This window comes from Limosilactobacillus portuensis, from assembly GCF_014838735.1.
Taxonomy (GTDB): domain Bacteria; phylum Bacillota; class Bacilli; order Lactobacillales; family Lactobacillaceae; genus Limosilactobacillus; species Limosilactobacillus portuensis.
Map to the genome: position 1 here is coordinate 18,705 of NZ_JABUXQ010000016.1, position 17,573 is coordinate 36,277.

Here is a 17,573-nt window from a genome sequence, read left to right on the forward strand (position 1 = left end):
AGGAGGCCCTGTTATGCAGACAATTACGATTGGTCTTCTCGGTCTGGGAACCGTTGGCGGAGGAGTTGTGAAGCTATTACAAGAACACGCTGCTAAAATCGAGCAAACCACCAACGTTCACTTTGTTCTTAAGCAAGTAGCGGTTGCCCACCTAGATAAGGCACGAAATGTAACCCTTCCTGACGATACAATTCTTACCGATCAACTTGATGAAGTTCTTAACGATCCGGAAATTCAAGTAATCGTTGAAACAATGGGGACCATCAACCTTGCTCGTCAGGCAATTACTCAGGCAATTTACAACCACAAATCCGTAATCACTGCCAACAAGGATCTCTTGGCAATCGATGGTCCGCGCCTTGCCCAGCTTGCTAAAAGTCGTCACGTTGATTTTCTCTATGAAGCGAGCGTTGCTGGTGGGATCCCGATTCTCCGGGTACTAAGCAGCAGCCTTGCAACAGACCAGATTAGTCAAGTCACCGGGATCATTAATGGGACTGCTAATTATATTCTGTCGGCAATGACCAGCAACAATGTTAGTTACGATAAAGCGTTAATGAATGCCCAGAAAAAAGGCTACGCGGAAGCAAACCCGACTAATGATGTTAAGGGGATTGATACTGCCAACAAGCTTAGTATTCTTAGCCAGTTTGCATTTGGGAAAGCACTGGATCCCAATAAACTTGGTATCCGCGGTATCGAAAACCTTACCGCGGCCCAATTAGCTAGTGCAAACCATTTTGGCTACACAATTAAGCTCCTCGCAATTGCCAAGCGACTAGGTAACAAGCTTTATACCTTCGTTGGTCCAACACTAATTGAGAACAACGACCAGCTCGCCCAAGTTAATGGTGTTCAAAATGCAGTTGCTGTTGAAAGTAATGCTCTTGGTTCAAGCATTTATACGGGGCCTGGTGCCGGTGCTAAGCCGACCGCTAACAGCATTTTAAGCGACCTTGCCGCAGTGGCAAATGACATTTTAGACTATGACTGCGGAAGCGAATTTAATAATTATCACAATGAATTAGCGCCCTGTAGTTTAACTACCGTTCCCCAATCATACCTGGTCACTACTTATGGGACTTCTGTTAAGCCGACTAATGCAATTAACTGGCAAGGTGAAACTAATAGCAATAACTACTGGAGTGGCCTTACCCCAGTTATTTCTCATCAAGAATTAGAATCATTTCTCAAAAGTCTCCCCAAGAGTTCGGCAGTTAGCTACTTACCAATCTATAACACCGCTAAATTATAAATCTTTGGATATGAAAAGAGACCTCCTCAAGTATTTTTACTCATACTTAAAGAGGTCTTCTTATCACTCTTGAAGAAAATTTGTCACAAGCTTAAGAATCGCTGGTTTCTCTTTCCCCATAAACTTATGTCCTTCTCCTTCAATGAGATGCAGTTCACTATTCGGCAAAATAACATTATATTTTTTGGAAGCTTCAGGTGAAACTACTGTATCCGCGAGGCCATGAATCAACAGTGCTGGCCCCATGAAGTGCTGAGCAGTTTCATAGATTGGCAGCAACTGAGCCGTTCGGAAGTACTCACCGCTCACTGCCTCACCATGAACATCAACCGTTAATGGGATATGGTTAGGATCGTATTCGGTTCCCTGGCAGGTTCCCAGCAACGCATCATCCTTTAACGTTGCAGCTGGCGCTAAAAGGACTTCCTTAGTAATAACATCTCGATAATAAGCGGCCAACATCGAAGCCACTACACCACCTTGAGAATGTCCAATTAAGTAGATTTGTTGGGCGTCAATTTCCGAACGTGCAAAATCAATTATTTTCATTCCATCACTAATTTCACTTAATACGGTCATATCAGTAAAGGAACCATCGCTTTGACCACAACCCGCGAAGTCAAACCGCAGCGTTGGGATCCCTGCTTGATTCAATTCACGAGATAAATCATACAAAAAATTGCCCGCTTTATAACCCCGATCTCCTTGAAAGCCATGCATCAAAATCGCTACTTGCTTATTTTGTAATTGTTCCGTTCCCTCTAAAACTCCACGAAGAGTAAGTCCATCGCGTTTTACAGTCACATCCATGTTACCGAATCCTTTTACTTTGTCTTCTATTCTGTTATTTTACTATAATGAAATAGGAGGTGCTTCAAAATGATTCACAACTTTACAACAGACAATCAAGTTAACCACCGTTCAATTCGGCAGTTTAAGGATCGGCCATTAACTGCCGAACAGCTAACAACCTTGTATGAAGCGGCCCGTCACACTTCATCAAGCATGTTTCTTCAGCAATTTAGCATCCTGCACTTGACCGATCCCCAGAAGCGAGCTGCTGTCCGCGAGATCTCAAAGCAGCCATATGTCGGTGCTAATGGCGATCTCTTTATTTTTATTGCCGATTTATATCGAAACCAGCAGATTCGTCACCAGCTTGGCAATGATGACGGTCGATTACATACTACGGATATTTTCATGCAGGCCGCTGAAGATGCAATTCTAGCTTTGCAAAACGCTCTAACGGCTGTTGAAAGCATGGGACTTGGCGGTGTCGTTCTCGGGTCAATCAAGAACGAGCCCGAAAAGCTAATTCAGGTATTAGACTTACCGAAAATGACCTTTCCTATTCTCGGTCTTCAAGTTGGGATTCCCGACCAAGAACCACAGCTAAAGCCTCGGTTACCCCTTGAGCAAATCGTCTTTAATAATAATTATCCGCGTGACTTCAAATTGAGTTCACTGAAAGAGTACGACCAAATCGTAACGACCTACCATGACTTACGGGATGCTAATAAGCGAATCGACTCCTTCACTAAGCAAATCAATGGTGCTAAATTAAACCAACATGAAACAAGTCGTGATAAGTTGCTTCAGGCCCTTCACGAGCAGGGACTCGCCTTAAATTAATGGTTTAAACTACCAAACAGGTTTCAATGTTCAGCGATAGCGATATTGAACATCGAAACCTGTTTTTCATTCATTAAATTAGTCTAAGCCGACCCGTTTAAAGATATCGTCAACGTGACGGAGGTGCCAGTGGTAATCAAAGGCATCGTCAAGGCCTTTCTTAGAGAGTTGCTTTTGAATCGTTGGGTCAGCTTCAAGCAATGGCCGGAACGGAATCTGTTCTGCCCAGCACTTAGCAGTATATGGTTGGATTAAGTCATAAGCCGCTTCACGAGTCATCCCACTATTAACCAACTTCAAGAGAACTCGGCCACTGTAAATCAAACCAAGAGTTTTGTCCATATTCTTCTTCATTGTTTCTGGGAAGACATCGAGGTTATTTAAGATCCGACCAAAGCGACGGAGCATGTAATCAATTAAGGAAGTGGAATCTGGTAAAATCATCCGTTCAGCACTGGAGTGGGAAATATCCCGTTCGTGCCAAAGAGTGACATCTTCCATCGCCGTAACAACATTTCCCCGAAGGACCCGGGCACAACCACAGATGTTTTCTGAGCCAATTGGGTTCCGCTTATGAGGCATTGCGGATGAACCCTTTTGTCCCTTGGCAAAGTGTTCTTCAACTTCATGGATTTCAGTCCGTTGTAATGACCGAATTTCGGTTGCCATGTTTTCCAAACTAGTTCCCATTAAGGCAATTGCGGAAATGTATTCTGCATGAAGATCACGTGGAAGGATCTGGGTTGAAATTTCTTGGGCGCGTAATCCTAATCGTTCACAAACATACTTTTCAACGAATGGATCAATTTCAGCAAACGTTCCCACAGCACCAGAAATTTTTCCGGCTTCAACACCGCGAGCAGCGTGCTCAAAGCGTTCTTTGTTCCGTTTCATTTCGGAGTACCAACGGGCCACCTTGAGACCGAAAGTTGTCGGTTCAGCATGAACACCGTGAGTCCGTCCCATGCAGACAGTGTACTTATACTTTTCAGCCAACTTTTTCAGGACTGTCATAAAGTCGTCGATATCCTTGCGAATGATGTCGTTAGCTTTCTTTAAGCGAAGACCCTGAGCAGTATCAACAACATCAGTACTGGTCATTCCATAGTGAACCCACTTCCGTTCTGGCCCAAGTGACTTTGAAACGTCACGGGTAAAGGCAATCACATCATGGTGGGTAACTGCTTCAATTTCAGCGATTCCATCAACGGAAAACTTTGCGTTTTTGCGAATTTTTTCCACATCTTCAGCTGGGATGTGACCAAGCTTACTCCAAGCTTCATCCGCGGCAATTTCAACTTCTAACCAACATTGGTATTGGGTTTCCAAGCTCCAAATTTTCGCCATTTCTGGACTAGTATAACGATCAATCATTAGTTAAAAATCCTCTCTAATTATTTCTCTCAGTAACAATATACCATGTTCTGGGAATTATTTATCCCAAATATGCGTATCATCAATCTCTTTCAATGTCTTAGCAAAATCATCAGTCAAAATTGTCACATGACCCATCTTTCGGTTATGACGAACTTCAGCCTTTCCGTAATCATGAAAATGCCAATTAGACTTCTTAGCAATTTCATCGCGAACTCCCGCAACGTGTTGACCAAGAACATTCACCATGACGACATGGTGGAGTAATTCAATCTTTGGTAATGGCCAATTGCAGATTGCCCGATTGTGGATCGCAAATTGGGAGAAGTTGCAGGCTTCAATCGAATAATGACCTGAATTATGTGGCCGTGGGGCAAGCTCATTAATGTAAATTGCACCGTCATTGCCGACAAACATTTCAACGCCAAGGATCCCTCGTAAATCAATCGCATGGGCAATTTTAACTGCCATTTGCTTTGCCTTTTCCTGCAGTTCTGGACTAATCCGTGCCGGGACGATACTAAGGTGCAATATCTCGTTATGGTGAATATTTTCGGAAACCGGAAAGACTGTTACTTCCCCGTCTTCATTTCGCCCGACCATCACTGAACATTCTAGTTTAAATGGCACCCATCCCTCAAGAATTGCGTCCTCTGTAGAAAGGATTCCTGAACATTTTTTGAGATCTTCATCGCTACGCAAAACTTCTTGACCATGGCCATCATAACCACCTTCACAGGTTTTCAGCACTGACGGATAGCCGATCTTCTTCACAGCTTTTTTCAAATCCGCCGCATTTTTAACCGCCATAAATGGTGCCGTCTTCAAGCCCGCATTGCGGAGAAATGTCTTTTCCCGAATCCGGTTCTTAGTAGTGTACAACAGGTTAGTCCCTTGGGGAATGTAAACCCGATCGGCAACGTCCCGCAACGCAGCCAAATCAACATTTTCAAACTCATAAGTTAAGACATCTGACCGGTGAGCCAGTTCTTCAATCGCCTTTACATCTGCATATTCCGCAACAATCTGGTCATCAGCAACCTGACCAGCCGGACAAGCAGGGGTTGGATCAAGCACAACGACCTTCATCCCCGTGTACTTAGCATCCAATGCCATCATCTGACCGAGCTGACCGCCACCGATAATCCCGATTGTTTGTCCCTGTTGAATCATCTTAGTCAAGGTGAGCACCGCTTTCTATTGATTGATCATGCATTTGCTTTCGGTAATCAAGAATCTGTTGTTGAATTGTCGGATCATTAATTCCAAGGATTTGGAGTGCTAATAACGCAGCATTCTTTGCCCCTGCTACTCCAATTGCTTGAGTAGCAACCGGAATTCCTGCGGGCATTTGAACGATTGATAAAAGTGAGTCCATCCCGCCGAGCGCTTTTGTTTGACCCGGAATTCCGATTACCGGTAATGGAGTATTTGCTGCAATCATTCCTGGTAAATGGGCAGCCCCACCCGCACAAGCAATAATTACTTTGGTCCCTTTTTCCACAGCGCTTTGAGCAAACGCGAACATTTCGTTTGGCATCCGGTGAGCGGAAATAACATTTTTTTCATAGTCCATACCAAACTGTTCAAGGATCTTGCATCCTTCCTTAACGGTTGGCCAGTCTGATTTACTACCCATTACAACACTGATCGCACTCATAATTGAACCTCCTTAAAAACTGCTTTAAGGATAACAAATAGTTAAGGTAAATACAATAATTTTACGAACTAAATATAATTTTAAATTAAAATAGTTCGTATATATGAAGTGTAAAAATAATCTGGCAAAGAATAATAACCGTTCTTTGCCAGATTATTTTAGTTGACTTCTACTGCCGCATATTCAAGATCTGCTCGCCCTAACCTTCCTCGAGCTAACGGCCTCCACCTCCGACGACGAAACGTCGTTCGGTGGAGAAATCGTTAGCCACCGGAAGGTTTTAACGGGCTCACACTCTATTTCTCATAAATATAATCCCTTGTCATCGGCAGGTTGTTGCCAGAAGGGCCTTTGGTAATCAGGTATTGAATAACATCAATGTTGCCTGATTCAAATGAAGCCGCACAAGCTTGAAGGTAAAGATCCCACATTCGAGTGAAGCGATCTCCCATCATATCTTCAATTTGGGAACGGTGAGCATTAAAGTTCATGTCCCAAATTTCTAGTGTTCGTTGGTAATGACGACGAAGCATTTCAATATCCGCAATCTGCATGTCATTCTCAACAATATGACCGATCATTTCTTCTAATCCAGGGACATAACCACCAGGGAAAATATACTTATTGATCCAACCATTGTAAGCACCGCCTTGTTGACGAGTAATTCCGCGAATCAGGGCAACGCCATCCTGTGTAAGGTACTTATAGATATCCTTAAAGTAAAGGCCAAGATTTTCCTTACCAACGTGTTCAAACATTCCAACGGATGTAACATAGTCCCACTTGCGGTCTCCTAATTCCCGGTAGTCAACCAAAAGAACTTCCGCAACATTTTCCAAACCTTCGTCCTTAATCCGCTTTTGAACGAGGTTAAACTGCTCTTCACTTAATGTTACTCCGGTGACCCGAAGGCCATATTCCTTGGCTGCGGTAAGCATTAGAGTTCCCCAACCACAACCAATATCCAGTAAGGTCTTCCCAGGTTTTGGATCAAGTTTCTTCAAGATATGATGAACCTTATCAATTTGAGCCTTGGTCAGATCGTCACGGTTACCATGATCGAAGTAAGCACAAGAGTAGGTTAATGTATCATCAAGCCATAATTTGTAAAAGTCGTTTCCAACATCATAGTGGCTTTGAACATCACTTTCACTTTCCTTTTCAGAGTGTCCTTGCTTGGGTAAAAACCGCCGAAATTTAGAATTCCGCATAAAACTACCGGCACTTTCATATGCAGCGGTAATTAACTTTTGAATACTACCGTCAATTTCGATTTTGCCGTCCATGTAGGCTTCCCCAAGAGCAATGGAGGCGTTCTTCGTAACGTCACGGATCGGGAGTTTTTCCTTAAAGGTAATAGTTACTTCTGGTTCGCCATCACCATAAACCGCACTTTTACCGTCCCAGTAAACAACCTTAACTGGGATATTAAACGAGTGGCTTAACAGTGACTTATAGAACGTCTTTTCTAACATTTCTACGAATCCCTCTTTCAAAAAAGTATGAGATCATTATAACACTCCATAGTAAAATACAGTGATATTATTGTTCAGCCCCTTAATTATTTGCTAAGATTAGGATAACTGAAGCATAAAGCAGAGGAGGAGATATAATGACCGATGCCTGGCACCGCTTCATTGCTAATGTCAAGTTACGTCGTTTTGTAGTCTTAGCACTAATCATCTTTGTACTATGGCTTCTTCGGCCAATGATGAACTTGATCCTGTTTACATTTATCCTAACATTTATTGTTATTAGTTGGGTTCGGTGGGTTCAACGTCACGTTCCTAAATTATCGACAACATTTACTGTAATTATCACGTATGTCGCATTAATTGTTGCAATCTACTTTGGCGTTACTCGCTACCTACCAGTTCTGGTTAACCAAGTTATTAAAATGGTTAATTCTGTAGTTAAATTCTATAGCTCTCGACAAGCAACTGAAATTATGCACTACGTTAACCATTACATTAGCTGGGCGACAATCATGTCACAGATGAAGCATGGTGTAACCCTCGCTGTCAGCACATTAACCAGTATTGGTTCAATGACAATCACTTTCTTAATGTCGTTTATCCTAAGTTTCTTCTATACCCTTGAGTTAAAGCAGATGAACGAGTTCTCGCGAACATTTCTCAACAGTGACTTCGGTTGGTTCTTTAGCGATATTGATTATTTCGGCAAAAAATTCGTGAATACTTTTGGGGTTGTATTGGAAGCCCAGTTTTTCATCGCCATTTGTAGTACTGTCATTACATCAATTTGTCTTGTGTTCATGCACATGCCACAAATTTTTGCTTTAGCGCTAATGGTCTTTATTTTTAGCTTAGTACCAGTTGCCGGAGTAATCATTTCGTTGATCCCCCTATCAATGGTTGCCTATTCTGTTGGAGGGCTTCGGGATGTCATCTATATTCTGATTATGATTTGCGTGATCCACGCCCTGGAAGCCTATGTTCTAAACCCCAAATTTATGTCTAGCAAGACCGAATTGCCCATTTTCTATACCTTTATCGTCCTTCTGGTTGCTGAACATTTCTTTGGTACCTGGGGATTAATCGTTGGTGTGCCAATTTTCACCTTCTTGCTAGATATTCTAGGCGTTAAGTCAATCAAGAAAAAGCCGCACTCACTTAAAATTCATCATCAAGAAAAAAGTGAAAATTAATTTTTCTCTTGACTTTTCCTAACTAGCCGATTATTATAATGACCAATGAAATACCTTTAACTTAGTCCAGAGAGGCTAGGAAGGATCTAATTGAACGTCATAAGTACTCGATCTACCTTTCTAGTCCATTGCTAGAAAGGTTTTCTTTTTATGCAATGGATAAGGCAGTACGAAACAACGTCAATTATTTCAACTAGGTATTTTGGAACAAGTCACTTTTGATTCACCTAGGAGGAAATATTCATGACATACTCACAACGTGTTGCCAAAGCACTTTTAGACATTAACGCCGTTACCCTTAGTCCAGAAAAGCCATTCACTTGGGCTAGTGGAATGAAAGCACCAATTTACACCGATAATCGACTAACTATTTCATACCCGGCTGTTCGTCAAGCAATCGTTAACGGAATGGAAGAACAAATCAAACTTCACTTCGGCGATGTTGATGCCATCGCCGGCACCGCAACCGCTGGAATTCCTCACGCTACCGGGGTTGCCCAAGAAATGGGGCTCCCAATGGTTTATGTCCGCACCAAGCCAAAGGACCACGGCGAAGGTAAGCAAGTTGAAGGGGTTCTTCATGAAGGTGAAAAAGTTGTTGTTATCGATGACTTAATCTCTACTGGTGGTAGTGTTTTGAATGCCGTTCACGCTGTTGAAAATGAAGGTGCTGAAGTAATCGGTGTTGTTTCCATCTTCACCTATCAATTACAAGCTGCTGAGCAAAACTTCTTAGCCAACGACCTCCAATACTTCTCAGTAACTGACTACACCACTCTAATTAACCTTGCAAAGAAGACTGGCCTAATCAGCGCCGACCACTTGAAGTCACTTCAACAATGGCGTGAAGACCCAATGAAGTGGAGTAACAACCAACAATTACAAGCAATCTAATATAATCCATAACTCCTTGAAATAACAAAAGAGATTGAGTAAAGCAAAGCATCTTTTCTCAATCTCTTTTATTATTCAAATTTATAAAACCATATTTAGAAGCCAGATGCCGACTAACCCGGCAATGACTGAAATTGACATTGAGCGGGTAAAGTAAGCAATCACCATAACGATCAATGCCGCAAAAATCTGGTCTGGATGACCATAAGGGACAAAATGGTAGCCCTTAGTGGTGATAAAGATATTTTTGATTACCAGTGCCGTAAACAAACTGATCGGCACATATTTCATCCACTCATTAAACCATTCAGGAATTTTTCTTGAGGAGAAGAAGTGGATCGGAAAATACCGTGGAATGAATGCCGCAAATGCCGCAAAAATAATTACGACGATATGATAAAGAATTTGATTACTGCCAATTCGGGATATTAAAAACTCCATATTACTAGTCTCCAATTATTCATGCTGACTCGATTTAGGTACCTGTGAATTTGTTGATTGCTCTTTTGACTGCTCTTTCTTTTTTTCAAGAACCTGCTCTTCCTCAGCTTTTTGATCTTCAACCGTAATTCGGGTAGCCCGCGGACGGAACAGTTTGGATAAGAACCAGTTATCATCTGGTCTCTTTGAGTGCTTACGGACAGCATTTTCAATTAAGAAACCAATAAATGAAGCAATCAAAGTTGCAATTACAACACCGATAATACTATGAGTAATTACCATGAAGAAAACAGCAAGCACTGCTGAAAGCAGACAAATAATCAGGGTCAGGTGACTTCGCATTTGCATCACAATCATATAAATAAAGAGTGCAGTTAGGGCAAAGTCAACTACTTCAAGATTAATCGAGATCGTACTTCCGATCAATCCCCCAACCATATTGGAAACAGACCAAGAAATTAATGAGTAGTGTTCAACCAGCAATGCATCTTTCGGTTTCCATTTTTTATCGGTTGCAAATTTTAAATAGTTAACAGCATAGTTTTCGTCGTTCATTGACACAGCAAATAACCAAATAAAATGCTGCGATTCGGATTTGATATATTTTGAAAGACTTGAGCCGAGCAAAGCATACCGCAATTCAAGAAAGAAAAGAGTCACGAAGATCGAGGTTAACGGTGCATGGATCGTTAGCAGCGATGCCAAAATAAACTGGGCACCACCGGAAAAAACCACAATCGACACGATCAGCGTCATGATAAAGTTAAAGCCCGCAGCATGCAATAAGATACCACAAGCGACCCCAATCGGGATATAGCTCAAACAGAGTGGCATTGCAATGCCTAAAACTTCTAGCCAGCGTGCTTTTTCGGGATTAATTTGTTGCGCTTTAGCCACAGAATTTCCTCCAATAAAATGTGTTTATTGACTCTACAGCGAGAGTTAATACAACCAATCTTTAGTTTAGCACATTCAAAATCAACTGAATATAAAAACACCAGGATTTAATTGATAAGTCCTGATGTTTTTTCTGTTAATCTTTCTTTCGCAACTGTTCTTGTTTTAGCGGTAAAGTAACAATGAAGCTTGTTTCATTGTCATCAGAGGTTACTTGGACGTTCCCGTGGTGCAGATCAACAATACTCTTAACGATTGCCAACCCCAATCCGGTTCCTCCTGTCGCCCGCGATCGTGAACCTTCTGCCCGATAAAAGCGTTCAAACAAGTGATCAATTGATTTTGCTGGGATTGGTGTTCCGTCATTGCTAACTTTAACCACAACTTGGTCTCGTTCTTGACGCGCTGTTACTCTAATATAACTTGCACCATTACCATACTTTAAGGCATTAGCTACAAGATTACTAAAAACGCGTCCTAATTTTTCTGGATCCGCTTCAATCATCAATGGATTAGGCTTAACAGATGACGTAATTTCAATTCCTTTATGCTGAGCTTCTAATTCAAAGCTTGCCGTTAATTGTTCCAAAAGTTGATTAAGATCAATCTTCATTATATTGATCGGACTGCCATGTTGTTGAACCTTAGTATACTCAAAAAGATCTTCAACTAAGTTTTTCATTTGCTTAGCTTTTTCATAAGCAATATGAGTATATTTAAGAATATCATCTTCACTTCGATATTGCTTATCCTCAATCAAGCCTAAATAACCAATGATACTAGTTAATGGTGTCCGGAGATCGTGACTAACATTCGTAATCAACTCATCCTTTGACTTTTCAATTTTCCGTTCATCATCCATTGACTGGACAGCACTATCAACCAGAGCGTTGACACTAGTAATCACATGTTGCTCACTCCCTTTTAGGCGAAACGGGATTCGGTGATCTAAATGTCCCTGAGCAATGTAGTGTAATTCGCGAATAATATGATTCATCTGGTACAAGTGATAGCGTCTGCGCAATCGCCACCAAACGACCCAGATATCAATCACTACCAAAACAGCAATCAAAATTCGTTGATAGCTCCAGATCTGTGCCTGCATTGGCCCAATTCTCATTGACTGCTTAATCATAAAGATACCACTAGTAATTCCTGGATTACTCTGGATAATATCCTGAGCAAGAATAATAATGGCCATATCCAATAAGACAAGCAGGATGACCGTAACAACCCCTTCCAGGATTAATGAACTTTTCTCCCGTCCTGTTAGCTTCAAAGCTTCTCCTCCATAACCTTAAGCATCCTAATTCTAGTGGTCTTCAACCTTATAGCCAACGCCCCAAACCGTTTGAATTACTTTTTCACCATTGGTTGCTTCTTCAATTTTGTCTCGCAAGTGACTAACGTGAACCATAACCGTCTTGGCAGAAACAACGCTTTCTTGTTGCCATACCCGTTCAAAGATGTCATCCGCAGAAAATACTCGGTTAGGATGGCTAGCCAAAAGGTAGAGAATCCCAAATTCCAATGCAGTTAATTGAATGGTGTCTCCCTTAATCGTCTTAACTTCGTAGGAATCCTTGTTAATTGTCAGTGGACCGACATTTAAAATATCAGGAGTATCATTAGTTACTTCACCCTGACTCCGCCGTAAAAGAGACTTCACTCGTGCCATCACTTCAAGCGGATTAAATGGCTTAGTAACATAATCATCAGCGCCACTAATCAATCCTTGAATCTTATCCATGTCTGCTGTCTTAGCTGAAAGCACAAGAATCGGAATATCTGAATCCTTTCGTACCTGCTTAATCACCTGCATTCCATCCATTTCAGGCATCATTAGATCCAGGATAATCAAACCAATATCGGGATTGGTATTTAGTTTTGTTAGTGCTTCCTTACCGTCATAAGCAGTAACTGGCTCGTAGCCTTCATTACGAATATATATTTCTAACAATTGAACGATTTCTTTATCATCATCGACGACTAAAATCTTCATTCTTTATCCACCCCTTGAGAACTTTCTTACTAACATCCTATTATAAGCGTTTATCGATCTTAACGGCGAGATTTAGCGGAATAGTTTAAAGAAACTTAGAAGAAGCTGGGAAACAACCTACTTGGGAGCCTGGTGGGCTAACCTAGAAGGCTCCGGTTGTTTTCCGTGATTAGACCATTTATGTTTAAAAAACAAGTTTGGAAAGCATATTCTTTCCAAACTTCCTTAATTTTAGTTATTCCCCTTCATCAATATCCATTGGCTCTAAACCGAGGCTCTTCCGTAAGGTATTGGATACTCGTTGCCGTTCATTATAGGAAACATCTTGGAATGATTGCCCGTCAGAATCATCGTCAGTTCCTTGAACATGCCCTTGTTGGATATTCTTTGTTGCCTTCCGATAGGACTTAGCAAGGGTCATCATGTTATCAAAGGTTAGGTCAGTATGAGCATTCTTTGAAACCGTCTTTAAGAATTTTTGGTTAAGAACCGTCTTATAGGATGCGGATTTCTTAAGTAATGCCATGATAACCATCTTCTGTCGCTGCTGCCGACCATAGTCCCCTTGCGGATCGTCATATCGCATCCGGCAAAACTTTAATGCCTTTGCCCCATCCATATGTTCAGGAACGCCCTTTGTAAAGGAATATCCTTCATATGTAAAGGTAAGCGGTGAGGTAACAGTCACCCCGCCAACCTGGTTAATAGCTTGCTTCATCCCTGCCATATTGACTAGAGCATAAAAGTCGATTGGAATATTAAAATACTTCTGAACGGTATTAATCGTTTCCTTAGTACCACCATATGCGTACGCCGCATTAATTTTGGCTGGCGATTCATCTTCATATCCCGGCAGGTTAACCTTCATATCCCGCGGAATACTCATTAACGTGGTCTTCTTGGTTTGTGGATTGATAGTCATTACCATAATGGTGTCAGTCCGGCCCCGATAAGTTCGTCCCAAATCACCCGTATCCGTTCCCAATAAAAGGATTGACACTGGTCGTTTCTGTTCGAGGACCTTTTGCGCATTCCGCCGCTTATTTGCCCCAGCTGATGTAAACATTTGATCACTTGTCTGCTTGGCATTATACCAAGCAAGGCCTCCAAAGATCGCAACAAGAAGCACCAAGATTAAAATAATAATTCCAAAGATCTTTCTTCCCCGATGATGTTGTGGCCCGTTACCATTACCTTGATTGCTACCACCACGAATCCGTCGCTGATATTCTGCACGAGTTAACGGAAATTCGCTTTCTGATTGATTACCCATCTTTTTCTCCCCAAATTAATTACTAATTTCAAAATTTATAAATCGATTCTACCACGATCCTTAGTTACAAGCACATTTCATTAATAATGCAAATTAAATAAACTAACGATTAAGTAAGTCATCCCACTCGCAATAACGGGTCCCGCAGCAACTCCCTTAAAGAGGACTACACCAATAATCGTTCCTAATACTAACATTACCGTAATTTGGGGAACATTTGCCAGCTGATCAATTCCATATTTTGAAAGAATCGCAACTGCAATCCCAGCGATAATTGCAATCCAACCAGGAATTGATTTAAAGGCGGCTGTCAGATCAGTAAACCCAATCTGGCCTAACGCAACCGGTACCAAAATAGCAACAGAAATTATCGTAACACCCCAATTGATTCCCTTTGAACCAACTAACGATAACCATTTGGTAGTCATTGGCGTTAATTTCATAATCATCACAACAACGGTCGCAATAATTAATGACATGTTTCGTCCCCAATATGCAATTGCTAAAATCAGGAGTAAGAATAACCAACTTTCCATCTAATTTTCCTTCTTTCATTTGGACACAAATAATCTCCAAGTATTCGTTAGTAGCGAATATTTGGAGATTTATTACTTAATTACGTTGAATATACATAGAATTAATTCTCTTAAAATCAATAATACACTTGACTTAACGTAGAAAAATATGCTTATCAGAAAATTGCTAGAGCTAACAACCTCCGCCTAGATGACATTCTACTACAACAAAGTCAAACCGTGTTCGCAGGGAAACCCCTATAGACAGCGACTTAGGCAACCAAGCCGAGATCTGCTCCCTCGGAACTCGCTAGAGCTAACGACCTCCGTGAAGCGGTGCAAGACACCACTCCCCGGAGAAATCGTTAGCTTTCCGCGAGTTCTTTGCGAGGTCGCACTCTATTTGTAATTTGGCGCTGCCTTAGTGATTTGAACATCGTGAGGGTGAGATTCCCGAAGACCAGCATTAGTGATTTGAACAAATTGGGCATTTTCGATCATCGTTGGAATGTCTGGGGCACCAACGTAACCCATTCCTGAACGAAGACCACCATCAATTTGGAAAAGAACATCAGCAACGTCACCCTTGTAAGGAACACGAGCTTCGATCCCTTCTGGAACTAATTTGTTGGCTTCGTTAACACCACCTTGGAAGTAACGGTCTGATGAACCGTGGGCTTGAGCCATCGCACCAACAGAACCCATTCCACGGTAAGCCTTGTACTTCTTACCGTTATCTTCATAAATGTCACCAGGCGCTTCAGTGGTTCCAGATAACATTCCACCAAGCATTACGGCATTTCCACCGGCAGCTAAGGCTTTAACAACGTCACCTGAGTACTTAATCCCACCATCAGCAATGATTGGCTTACCGTATTCACGGGCAACTTGGGCAGCATCGTAAATGGCAGTAATTTGTGGAACACCAACACCAGCGACAACCCGGGTAGTACAGATTGAACCAGGTCCAATACCAACTTTCACTACATCTACTCCAGCATCATATAAGGCCTTTGTAGCTGAACCAGTAGCAACATTCCCGGCAATCAATGTAACATCTGGGAAGTGATCACGAATTTCCTTAATCTTCCGTAATACACCAGCAGAGTGACCATGGGCAGTATCAATAACGATTGCGTCTGCACCGGCATCCAATAATGCTTGTGCCCGTTCAAATGTATCACTAGTCACACCAACGGCGGCAGCACAAAGTAACCGGTGTTGATCGTCAACTGCAGCCTTGGTTGCACTAGCTGGAACAACTACACTCTTAACGTTAGCTACTTCGCCCGCTTGAGCTTGGATGGACATGTTCTTGTGAACAACCCCAAGTCCACCTTGTAGCGCCATCGCAATCGCCATTGCTCCTTCAGTAACGGTATCCATTCCGGCACTAATAATCGGAATGTTCAACTTAATGTTGTCTGCTAACTTCGTACTAAGGTCAACCTCATTTGGTAAAACGTGACTTTCTGCAGGAATCAGAAGGACATCATCAAACGTTAAACCCTTCTTGACAAACTTAGTATCCCAATTTGACATGTGACTAGACACTCCTTTTTTGAATTTTGATTAGGTATACTTTACTAGTAATTTTTCTAAAAATCAACAAAATCGGTAAATCATTTCTTGAATTAGTGGATAATGTTCGCTATTCAGGGACTAATTACGAATTATTCACTTAAATCAGCCGGTTTTTAAAATAAAAGTTCGGTTATTAAGTGGTTACATTTTAGTTGATGCTTTAGAAATCCGCCTTTTAATCATTCCTAATTTCATGATAGAAACTCGTCCCCTTTTCTCCTTGAACGTTAAAGTTATCCAGAATTGTCGCACCAAGATCAGCAAAGGTCTTTCGAATCCCTAATGACTGATTTTTCTCCTTCATCGTTGGTGAATAGACAAGGAGGGGAACATTTTCCCGAGTATGATCGGTTCCCCGGAATCCCGGATCATTCCCGTGATCAGCCGTAATGATCAATAAGTCGTTCGGCCGCATTTCATCAAGAACCCGACCAAGCCGTTGATCAAATTCCATTAGTGCCTGACCAAAGCCTTGAGGATTTCTTCGGTGACCATATTTTGCATCAAAGTCAACTAGGTTAGTAAAACAGAAGCCAGTGAAATCTTCTTGCATTACCTCATCTAGGTGATCCATTCCATCCGCGTTACTTTCATTATGAAATCCCCGATCAATCCCTTTGCCGGAGAAAATATCATTAATCTTACCAATCCCAATCACATCGTAATCGGCCTCCTGCAAGCGTTCCAAATCAGTTTTTCCCGTTGGTGCTAAGCTGAAGTCATGCCGGTTGGCAGTCCGGACAAAGTGCTCGCGATCCGTACCAACATAAGGCCGCGCAATTACTCGACCGACCGTATATTTTGGCCCATTTAATAGCGTTCGCGCATATTGGCAAATTTTATAAAGCTCATTAACCGGGATCACCTTTTCATGAGCAGCAATCTGCATTACCGAATCTCCCGAAGTATAAATGATTAATTCTCCGGTTTTCATTTGACGTTCACCATAATCGTGAATTACTTGGGTTCCAGAATATGGTTGGTTAACGATCACTTTTCGTCCAGAATAGTCTTCGATTTGTTTGATTAAACTTTCAGGAAAACCATTTGGAAAAGTATCCAATGGTTTAGCTAACGGCAACCCCATCATTTCCCAGTGACCATTCATACTATCCTTTCCGGCTGACACTTCTGCCATCCGTCCATAGTCGCCAATTGCTGGAGTAGCAACGGGGACTCCCTTAATTGGTATCCCCCGAAGATTGCTCAAGCCCATTTGGCCTAAATTTGGTAGTTGGAGTTTGCCTTGATAATATTCACCAACATGACCAAAGGTATCAGCACCAACATCATCAAATCTAGCTGCGTCCTCTGCCTGTCCTGTCCCCACTGAATCAAGGACGATTACAAACACTCGTTGATATGCCATTATTACACT

General features: G+C 41.8%; 17 protein-coding genes. 4 read left to right on the top strand and 13 right to left on the bottom strand.

Features of this window, described 5'->3' with window-relative positions; translation table 11 throughout:
- Positions 1 to 13 precede the first annotated feature (13 nt).
- The gene (locus HUK49_RS06450) at positions 14 to 1,255 is read left to right on the top strand and encodes a homoserine dehydrogenase (RefSeq protein ID WP_191913098.1); all 1,242 of its coding nucleotides are present in this window, start codon (positions 14 to 16) and stop codon (positions 1,253 to 1,255) included.
- A 63-nt stretch (positions 1,256 to 1,318) separates the two neighbouring features.
- Here HUK49_RS06450 and HUK49_RS06455 read toward each other — a convergent pair whose 3' ends face one another.
- A complete protein-coding gene (locus tag HUK49_RS06455) occupies positions 1,319 to 2,065 on the bottom strand; it encodes an alpha/beta hydrolase family protein (RefSeq protein ID WP_191913099.1) in 747 nt (248 codons plus the stop codon).
- Positions 2,066 to 2,134: 69 nt separating this feature from the next.
- Here HUK49_RS06455 and HUK49_RS06460 point away from each other — a divergent pair, with 69 nt between their 5' ends.
- Positions 2,135 to 2,887 carry an NADPH-dependent oxidoreductase gene (locus HUK49_RS06460; RefSeq protein ID WP_191913100.1) on the top strand — a complete coding sequence of 251 codons (753 nt, stop codon included), beginning with the start codon at positions 2,135 to 2,137 and terminating at the stop codon, positions 2,885 to 2,887.
- 78 nt (positions 2,888 to 2,965) lie between these two features.
- On the opposite strand, the gene purB is transcribed toward HUK49_RS06460, so the two are convergent.
- The 4 genes from purB to HUK49_RS06480 form a co-directional block, all read right to left on the bottom strand.
- Positions 2,966 to 4,261 carry an adenylosuccinate lyase gene (gene purB, locus HUK49_RS06465; RefSeq protein WP_191913101.1) on the bottom strand — a complete coding sequence of 432 codons (1,296 nt, stop codon included), beginning with the start codon at positions 4,259 to 4,261 and terminating at the stop codon, positions 2,966 to 2,968.
- Positions 4,262 to 4,318: 57 nt separating this feature from the next.
- Positions 4,319 to 5,434 carry a 5-(carboxyamino)imidazole ribonucleotide synthase gene (gene purK / locus HUK49_RS06470; RefSeq protein WP_191913124.1) on the bottom strand — a complete coding sequence of 372 codons (1,116 nt, stop codon included), beginning with the start codon at positions 5,432 to 5,434 and terminating at the stop codon, positions 4,319 to 4,321.
- A gap of 1 nt (position 5,435) precedes the next feature.
- Positions 5,436 to 5,921 (bottom strand): 5-(carboxyamino)imidazole ribonucleotide mutase, encoded by a 486-nt coding sequence (purE, locus tag HUK49_RS06475; RefSeq protein WP_191913102.1) that lies wholly within the window; start codon positions 5,919 to 5,921, stop codon positions 5,436 to 5,438.
- Positions 5,922 to 6,217: 296 nt separating this feature from the next.
- Complete coding sequence (locus HUK49_RS06480; RefSeq protein ID WP_191913103.1) at positions 6,218 to 7,396, bottom strand: SAM-dependent methyltransferase; 1,179 nt, start codon at positions 7,394 to 7,396, stop codon at positions 6,218 to 6,220.
- Between the two features lie 137 nt (positions 7,397 to 7,533).
- Here HUK49_RS06480 and HUK49_RS06485 point away from each other — a divergent pair, with 137 nt between their 5' ends.
- Together HUK49_RS06485 and pyrE are read left to right on the top strand one after the other, a co-directional pair.
- Complete coding sequence (locus HUK49_RS06485; RefSeq protein ID WP_191913104.1) at positions 7,534 to 8,589, top strand: AI-2E family transporter; 1,056 nt, start codon at positions 7,534 to 7,536, stop codon at positions 8,587 to 8,589.
- Between the two features lie 243 nt (positions 8,590 to 8,832).
- Positions 8,833 to 9,483: an orotate phosphoribosyltransferase gene (gene pyrE, locus HUK49_RS06490; protein WP_191913105.1), complete on the top strand. Its 651-nt coding sequence runs from the start codon at positions 8,833 to 8,835 to the stop codon at positions 9,481 to 9,483.
- A gap of 81 nt (positions 9,484 to 9,564) precedes the next feature.
- Here pyrE and HUK49_RS06495 read toward each other — a convergent pair whose 3' ends face one another.
- The 8 genes from HUK49_RS06495 to HUK49_RS06530 form a co-directional block, all read right to left on the bottom strand.
- Positions 9,565 to 9,924: an AzlD domain-containing protein gene (locus HUK49_RS06495; protein WP_191913106.1), complete on the bottom strand. Its 360-nt coding sequence runs from the start codon at positions 9,922 to 9,924 to the stop codon at positions 9,565 to 9,567.
- Positions 9,925 to 9,939: 15 nt separating this feature from the next.
- Positions 9,940 to 10,821 (bottom strand): AzlC family ABC transporter permease, encoded by an 882-nt coding sequence (locus HUK49_RS06500; RefSeq protein WP_191913107.1) that lies wholly within the window; start codon positions 10,819 to 10,821, stop codon positions 9,940 to 9,942.
- Positions 10,822 to 10,957: 136 nt separating this feature from the next.
- Positions 10,958 to 12,100 (bottom strand): sensor histidine kinase, encoded by a 1,143-nt coding sequence (locus tag HUK49_RS06505; protein ID WP_102168574.1) that lies wholly within the window; start codon positions 12,098 to 12,100, stop codon positions 10,958 to 10,960.
- A gap of 33 nt (positions 12,101 to 12,133) precedes the next feature.
- Positions 12,134 to 12,823, bottom strand: a complete 690-nt coding sequence (croR, locus tag HUK49_RS06510; RefSeq protein WP_191913108.1) for a response regulator transcription factor CroR — start codon at positions 12,821 to 12,823, stop codon at positions 12,134 to 12,136.
- Between the two features lie 235 nt (positions 12,824 to 13,058).
- On the bottom strand, positions 13,059 to 14,096 hold the full coding sequence (locus tag HUK49_RS06515) for an LCP family protein (RefSeq protein ID WP_191913109.1): 1,038 nt from the start codon (positions 14,094 to 14,096) through the stop codon (positions 13,059 to 13,061).
- An 80-nt stretch (positions 14,097 to 14,176) separates the two neighbouring features.
- Positions 14,177 to 14,632, bottom strand: coding sequence for a DUF441 domain-containing protein (locus HUK49_RS06520; protein ID WP_191913110.1), 456 nt, complete (start codon positions 14,630 to 14,632; stop codon positions 14,177 to 14,179).
- A 378-nt stretch (positions 14,633 to 15,010) separates the two neighbouring features.
- Positions 15,011 to 16,153 (bottom strand): IMP dehydrogenase, encoded by a 1,143-nt coding sequence (guaB, locus tag HUK49_RS06525; RefSeq protein ID WP_191913111.1) that lies wholly within the window; start codon positions 16,151 to 16,153, stop codon positions 15,011 to 15,013.
- A 217-nt stretch (positions 16,154 to 16,370) separates the two neighbouring features.
- Entirely contained in the window at positions 16,371 to 17,564 is a 1,194-nt protein-coding gene (locus tag HUK49_RS06530; RefSeq protein ID WP_191913112.1) for a phosphopentomutase, read from the bottom strand.
- Positions 17,565 to 17,573: the final 9 nt, after the last annotated feature.

What these genes read in the sequence shown, in the direction of transcription:
- HUK49_RS06495 (WP_191913106.1), bottom strand. Translation starts at nt 9,924, where the DNA reads ATGGAGTTTTTAATATCCCGAATTGGCAGTAATCAAATTCTTTATCAT.
- croR (WP_191913108.1), bottom strand. Translation starts at nt 12,823, where the DNA reads ATGAAGATTTTAGTCGTCGATGATGATAAAGAAATCGTTCAATTGTTA.
- HUK49_RS06450 (WP_191913098.1), top strand. Translation starts at nt 14, where the DNA reads ATGCAGACAATTACGATTGGTCTTCTCGGTCTGGGAACCGTTGGCGGA.
- HUK49_RS06460 (WP_191913100.1), top strand. Translation starts at nt 2,135, where the DNA reads ATGATTCACAACTTTACAACAGACAATCAAGTTAACCACCGTTCAATT.
- purB (WP_191913101.1), bottom strand. Translation starts at nt 4,261, where the DNA reads ATGATTGATCGTTATACTAGTCCAGAAATGGCGAAAATTTGGAGCTTG.
- HUK49_RS06515 (WP_191913109.1), bottom strand. Translation starts at nt 14,096, where the DNA reads ATGGGTAATCAATCAGAAAGCGAATTTCCGTTAACTCGTGCAGAATAT.
- pyrE (WP_191913105.1), top strand. Translation starts at nt 8,833, where the DNA reads ATGACATACTCACAACGTGTTGCCAAAGCACTTTTAGACATTAACGCC.
- HUK49_RS06455 (WP_191913099.1), bottom strand. Translation starts at nt 2,065, where the DNA reads ATGGATGTGACTGTAAAACGCGATGGACTTACTCTTCGTGGAGTTTTA.
- purK (WP_191913124.1), bottom strand. Translation starts at nt 5,434, where the DNA reads ATGATTCAACAGGGACAAACAATCGGGATTATCGGTGGCGGTCAGCTC.
- HUK49_RS06485 (WP_191913104.1), top strand. Translation starts at nt 7,534, where the DNA reads ATGACCGATGCCTGGCACCGCTTCATTGCTAATGTCAAGTTACGTCGT.
- HUK49_RS06530 (WP_191913112.1), bottom strand. Translation starts at nt 17,564, where the DNA reads ATGGCATATCAACGAGTGTTTGTAATCGTCCTTGATTCAGTGGGGACA.
- HUK49_RS06520 (WP_191913110.1), bottom strand. Translation starts at nt 14,632, where the DNA reads ATGGAAAGTTGGTTATTCTTACTCCTGATTTTAGCAATTGCATATTGG.
- purE (WP_191913102.1), bottom strand. Translation starts at nt 5,921, where the DNA reads ATGAGTGCGATCAGTGTTGTAATGGGTAGTAAATCAGACTGGCCAACC.
- HUK49_RS06480 (WP_191913103.1), bottom strand. Translation starts at nt 7,396, where the DNA reads ATGTTAGAAAAGACGTTCTATAAGTCACTGTTAAGCCACTCGTTTAAT.
- guaB (WP_191913111.1), bottom strand. Translation starts at nt 16,153, where the DNA reads ATGTCAAATTGGGATACTAAGTTTGTCAAGAAGGGTTTAACGTTTGAT.